Raw genomic sequence first — 5,472 nt, 5'->3', positions numbered from 1 at the left:
TGCTGGTGTGTTCGGGCAACATCTGCCGGTCACCGGGGGACGCACGCCTCCTCCAATCCAGATCCCTGGCTGGCGCTGTCGTCCATGCCGAGAGTGCTGGCACCGGGGCTCTGGTCGGTGAGTCGATTCACCCTCAGATGGTTGACGTCATGCGTGCGTCAGGCATCGAGGTCGCTGAGTTCGCGGCACGCCAGCTCACGCCCCACATGATCCAGGCCGCCGATCTCGTGCTGACGATGACCCGTGAGCAGAGAGCGACGGTTCTGCGCCTGGACCCGCGGGCACTGGCCAAGACGTTCACGCTGAAGGAGTCTGCCGCGCTTGTGGTCTCGGCAAGTTCCTTCACGTCTGCCAAGTCGCTCGCGACCCGGCGACCGTATATCGACCTCGACCCCTCGGACTACGACATCGACGATCCATACGGTCGGCGCGACAGCGCCTTCAGGGAGGCGTTCGCCTCGATCGAGGAGGCGATCGACGTGTTGTGCGACGGCACAGCGACGGAGACGGCCCCCGGCGACAGTGCATCGCCGAGCGATGCGGCACTCGACCGGATGACCGTTCTGGAATCCTTTCCCGAACCGCGGCCGACGACCAACCCCTACGTGGTGATGCTGAAGGGCGCCCTCGAGCGGACCAGTGGTGTCACTGTCAGCACGTTCTCCTGGCGTACAGCACTGACCGGTGACTACGACGTCTTCCATGTTCACTGGCCCGAGATCCTGGTGACCGGCCGCGGTCGTCTCCGCACCTGGGGGCGTCAGAGGGCGTTCTCGGTGTTGCTCCGCCGACTTCGGCGTCGCGGGGTCCCCATCATCAGGACGATGCACAATCTTGGTCAGCACGAAGAGGTCGGAGGCACTCGAACGAGGCTTCTGAAGCGTCTGGAGGCCGGCGTCGCCCTGAGGATCCTGATCAACGAATCCGCTCCGCCTGCGTCGGACGTACCCTCCGTCGTCGTTCCGCACGGTCACTATCGAGACTGGTACGAGGTGTCCACGACACCGGCCATACCTGGCAGGGTCGCGTTCTTCGGCCTCATCCGGCCCTACAAGGCGGTCGACTCGCTGATCAGGGCCTTCTCGTCCATGGACGATGACCGCGAGATCTCGCTCCACATCGCTGGCAAACCCTCCTCGGACGAGCTCGCCGACGCACTGCAGGCGTTGGCCTCGCAGGATCCCCGGATCAGGCTGAGCCTCACTTTCCTGAGCGACGACGAGCTCGTGGAGCACGTCAGCGAGGCTTCTCTTGTTGTGCTCCCCTATCAGGAGATGCACAACTCTGGCGGGGTGCTCGCGGCACTGTCGCTCAACCGGCCTGTGCTCGTGCCACGCAACGAGATCAACGGTGCCTTGGCACAGGAGGTCGGGCCGGGCTGGGTGCACATGTACGACGGCGACCTCAGCGGAGACGACATCGAGCGCGCCATGGCCAGGTCCGACACCAACGGCATGTCGCCTGATCTGTCTCTCCGTGACTGGGACCAGACCGGAATCGAGCACAAACGAGCATTCCAGATCGCCTTGGAGCAGCGGGGCTGACCGCTGCCGGGTCCGGTCACTGCGGGCGTCGGTATTCCCTGTACTGATAACCCCATGCCCCGCCCAGCATGCCCCAACCGCGGGCAGCCGCACGCAGACCCCGCGCCTGGTCGACCTGCCGCCGAGTCAGCTGGCCGAACAACCACCTGACAGCACCCGCGAGCATGCGCGCGGCTCCCTGGGCACTCAGCCTCAGCCGCAGCGACCACCGCGCCAACACACCATCCGCTATGGCCACGGTCGTTCGGCTCCAGCTGTTTCCGGAGCGAAGGGCGCGCATGATGACCCACCGCCTCGTCACCCGGTCAGCAGGGACCAGGTCGTAGACGATGGCCTCGTCACACCACACCATCTCGCCGCCCTGGGCGTGCAGCTCCTTGGTGAAGAGCGTGTCGCCACCACCGGTGATGCCGTAGGCCAGGTCAAACCTCAGCGCCAGGGATCGGACCCGCGCCATGTCCAGCAACAAGTTGTTCGTGGCCGCGACGTCGATCCTGGTGCCGGTGAGCAGCCGGCGACGATCGAAGAATCGTCCCGCAGCAACCCACGGCTCAGGCTCGACGACGTACTGGGAGATCACCGGTCCGACGACAGCATCTGCCCCAGTCGTCTCGTAGGTGTCGAGGAGCAACCGGAGCCAGTGCTCGACCGGACGTTCATCGTCGTCGATGAAGATCAACAGGTCTGAAGTTCCAGAAGCGTCCAGGGCCCGGTTGCGTGCGGCCGAGATTCCGGGCGTCGTCTCGTTCTCGTAGCGAACCTTCACCGATGCAGAGGATGCCGTCGTGAGCACCTGTTCCCTGGCGCCGCCGTCGGGATCGTTGTCGACCACCAGGACCTCGATCACGGTGTCCGTTCGTGCGTTGTCCTCAGCCTGCTCGATCAGCTTCGGGAGCAGGTCCGAGATGTCGTCCGGTCGCCGAAAGGTCATGACCGCGATGGTCACGTGCCGTGTGTCGTCCATGACCCACCGATCTTCTTCCCCAAGAATGTGTCTGCCATTGTGTCGGCCTGCCGGTCCGGATCAGCACTGGGGTCGTCCCTCCATCGCCTGTTCGGGACAATGATCGAGCACGACGACAGGAGCGACATGACAACCACACCCTTCACGATCGCTGACCTCGCGATCGTGGTGGTGACCTACGGGTCCCCTGACCTTCTGCGCACCCACCTCGCGCCGACCGCCGCCGGTCTGCCGGGAGCCACCGTTGTCGTGGTCGACAACCGTCGCGATGACACGTCTTCCGAATCCATCCGCGGAATAGTCGAGGAGCATGGGTGGATTCTGATGGCGAACAGCCGAAATGTTGGATTCGGGGCCGCCGTGGACGCCGGCGTCGCACGCGGACGCGAGCTCGGCGCGTCGTGCTTCCTCATCCTGAACCCCGATGCGTCCATCGACCGTGGTGGAGTCCTCGCCCTGCTCAAAGCCTGCGAGGAACCTCTGACACTGGCCAGCGCGAGCATTCGACGACCAGACGGATCTGTGTGGTTCGACGGCGCAGACCTTCATCTGAAAGACGGCAGCACCCGATCGACCAGACGCCGGGGGCCCACGGCCCCGGACGAGGTCATGGAATGGTTGACAGGCGCCTGCCTCATGGCCAGCTGGGAGCTCTGGCAGACAGTGGGAGGTTTCGAACCCGAGTACTTCCTCTACTGGGAAGACATCGACCTGTCATTCCGCGTCCTCGCCGCTGGCGGCACCTTGCGCGTGATCCAGGAGGCTGTGGCCGTCCACGACGTCGGAGGCACCCAGGAACGGGATTCGCAAGGGCTGTCGGGGGCCTACTGCTACTACAACAGCCGTAACCGACTGGTCTTCGCCGCCCGCAATCTCGATGAGGCGGTAGCCAGGCGATGGATGCGTAGCTCGCTGCCGGCCGCGTGGGACATCGTCCTGCGCGGCGGCCGACGGCAACTCCTGCACTCGCGCACCCCATTGTGGTCAGCACTGCGCGGCGTCCGTGACGGACGCCGGCTGGCACGGGCGGAACTACGCCGTCGAGCAGACGCGCTCGGACCAGTCACCGACGGCTGACAAGACCATTCAACCACGACAGCCGCCGCTGGATGCCCCACACACCCACACGGACAACCGCCTCGATCACGATGGAGCGGTTCATCTTCGACTCGCCACGAACCCGTTCGACGAAGGTGATCGGCACCTCCCGGACCACCAGGCCCTGCTCGACCGCCCGCTTCGCCAGATCGATCTGGAAGCAGTAGCCCTGGCTCTCGACGTCCGACGAGACGATCGACCTGAGAGCGTCCGACCGATAGGCCCGATAGCCTCCGGTGATGTCGCGGATCGACAGGCCGAGCATGGTGCGGGCATACAGGCTCCCGCCCCGGGACAGGAGCACGCGCTGACGCGGCCAGTTGACGACCGAACCCCCCGGCACCCATCGGGAGCCGAGCACCACGTCTGCGGAGGCAAGAGCAGTCAGGAGCGACGGAAGCTCCTCCGGTCGGTGCGACCCGTCGGCGTCCATCTCGACGATGACGTCGTAGTCGCGCTCGAACGCCCAGTCAAACCCGGCGAGATAGGCCGCGCCCAGGCCATCCTTCGCGGTTCTGTGCATCACGTGCACAGCTGAGTCGGACGAAGCCAGTTCATCAACGAGCTTCCCGGTTCCGTCGGGCGAGTTGTCATCGGCGACCAGCACGTCGGCCTCTGGCACCGACGCGCGTACCCGTCCGATGATCTCGATGATGTTGTCGTACTCGTTGTAGGTCGGAATGACCACCAGCGGATGGCGACGCGGTTCGTGGGCGTTCATTGTCATCTCTCTCGCGGACCGGTTCGGTCGTTCAGGACGCGGACTCATTGCGCCGTCGGCATGACGCTCTGCCACACCGCCGGTTCGGGAGCGGAAGCCTCGAAGGACGAGGCCACAGCAACCGGCTGAGCTGTGGCCAGCGGAACGGCGTGGTCGCCGACGTCCTGCGGCGCGGGGTGGAACACGAAGGTGCGGTAGCTCCAGAAACGGAACGCGGTCCCGAGCACCAGACCGACCCCGTTCGCCGAGATGTTGTCGGCCAGAGGGCTCGTGAATCCGAGGGCATAGTGGCTGATGGCCAGACACCCGAGCGCGATGGCCATGCCTGCGCCGTTGAGCGCGAAGAACAGGATCACCTCACGCGAGCGTCTGCCCCGAGCACAATCCCGCCATGTCAGCGTCCGATTGCCTAAGTAGGTCACCATCGTCGCGACGATGACCGAGATGACCTTGGCGGTCAGCGGCTTGTCCTCGAGCAACCCGGGTCCGGCGAAACGCAGAGCGTTGAAGACGCCGACATCGACCACCAGACCGGCCATGCCCACGGCACCGAAGGTCAGGATCTCGGACGCGAGCTTGCGCAAACGGGGACTGATCTGGGGCATGCGCACCGGACCAGTCTAGACACGAAATTACCCGCAAAGAGTGGAAGTAATGATGTTTGTATCACGCGATATCCGCGTCATAAAGTAGCCGCTCGACACTCTCGCGATCTTTTTGGACGTACCGAAGCCAGCTAGGAGTTGAAGTCCTGCTGCGTCCGCGCGAGCCCGTGGGCGATCAGGCTCTCGACGGCATCGGCCGCGAGCTCGACGTTGAGGTCGAGCTCCTTGCGCTCGGCCGAGCCGAAGCCACTGAGCACGAAGTCGTGCACGTCCTGGCGCCCCGACGGGCGGCCGATGCCGAAGCGTGCTCGGTGGAAATCGCCGGTCCCGATGGACTGGCGGATCGACTTCAGGCCATTGTGGCCGTTGTCGCCGCCGCCGATCTTGACGCGCAGCTGCCCGAAGTCGATGTCGAGCTCGTCGTGGACTGCCACGAGGTGGTCGGGCTCGACATCGAAGAAGTTCATGACGGTCGACACCGGGCCGCCGCTCTCGTTCATGAAAGACCGCGCGCGCACGAGGACGGCCCGCTCACCGGCG

General features: G+C 65.0%; 6 protein-coding genes. 2 read left to right on the top strand and 4 right to left on the bottom strand.

The annotated features are described in order from the left end of the window. A partial coding sequence (locus H7290_RS14600; protein WP_290514747.1) for a glycosyltransferase occupies positions 1-1,544 on the top strand: 1,544 nt, incomplete at its 5' end. A gap of 16 nt (positions 1,545-1,560) precedes the next feature. Here H7290_RS14600 and H7290_RS14595 read toward each other — a convergent pair. Continuing rightward, positions 1,561-2,508, bottom strand: coding sequence for a glycosyltransferase (locus H7290_RS14595; protein ID WP_290514746.1), 948 nt, complete (start codon positions 2,506-2,508; stop codon positions 1,561-1,563). Positions 2,509-2,634: 126 nt separating this feature from the next. Between H7290_RS14595 and H7290_RS14590 the strand changes: the two genes are divergently transcribed. Beyond that, positions 2,635-3,585 (top strand): glycosyltransferase family 2 protein, encoded by a 951-nt coding sequence (locus H7290_RS14590; RefSeq protein WP_290514745.1) that lies wholly within the window; start codon positions 2,635-2,637, stop codon positions 3,583-3,585. Here the strand turns inward: H7290_RS14590 and H7290_RS14585 are convergent. From H7290_RS14585 to pth, 3 genes are all read right to left on the bottom strand, one after another. After that, positions 3,572-4,327, bottom strand: coding sequence for a polyprenol monophosphomannose synthase (locus H7290_RS14585; protein WP_290514744.1), 756 nt, complete (start codon positions 4,325-4,327; stop codon positions 3,572-3,574). The genes H7290_RS14590 and H7290_RS14585 overlap by 14 nt on opposite strands. Positions 4,328-4,371: 44 nt before the next feature. Further along, complete coding sequence (locus tag H7290_RS14580; RefSeq protein ID WP_290514748.1) at positions 4,372-4,932, bottom strand: GtrA family protein; 561 nt, start codon at positions 4,930-4,932, stop codon at positions 4,372-4,374. Between the two features lie 131 nt (positions 4,933-5,063). Beyond that, on the bottom strand, positions 5,064-5,472 hold a 409-nt coding region (gene pth, locus H7290_RS14575), incomplete at its 5' end, for an aminoacyl-tRNA hydrolase (protein WP_290514743.1).

Source organism: Aeromicrobium sp., assembly GCF_014378035.1.
In the GTDB taxonomy this organism is placed as follows: Bacteria; Actinomycetota; Actinomycetes; order Propionibacteriales; family Nocardioidaceae; genus Aeromicrobium.
Note: the sequence above shows the minus strand (reverse complement) of the source record. Positions and strands in the feature narration are given on the sequence as shown.

Coding starts and splice junctions, on each gene's coding strand:
- H7290_RS14590 (WP_290514745.1), top strand. CDS start 2,635: ATGACAACCACACCCTTCACGATCGCTGACCTCGCGATCGTGGTGGTG.
- H7290_RS14595 (WP_290514746.1), bottom strand. CDS start 2,508: ATGGACGACACACGGCACGTGACCATCGCGGTCATGACCTTTCGGCGA.
- H7290_RS14585 (WP_290514744.1), bottom strand. CDS start 4,327: ATGAACGCCCACGAACCGCGTCGCCATCCGCTGGTGGTCATTCCGACC.
- H7290_RS14580 (WP_290514748.1), bottom strand. CDS start 4,932: ATGCCCCAGATCAGTCCCCGTTTGCGCAAGCTCGCGTCCGAGATCCTG.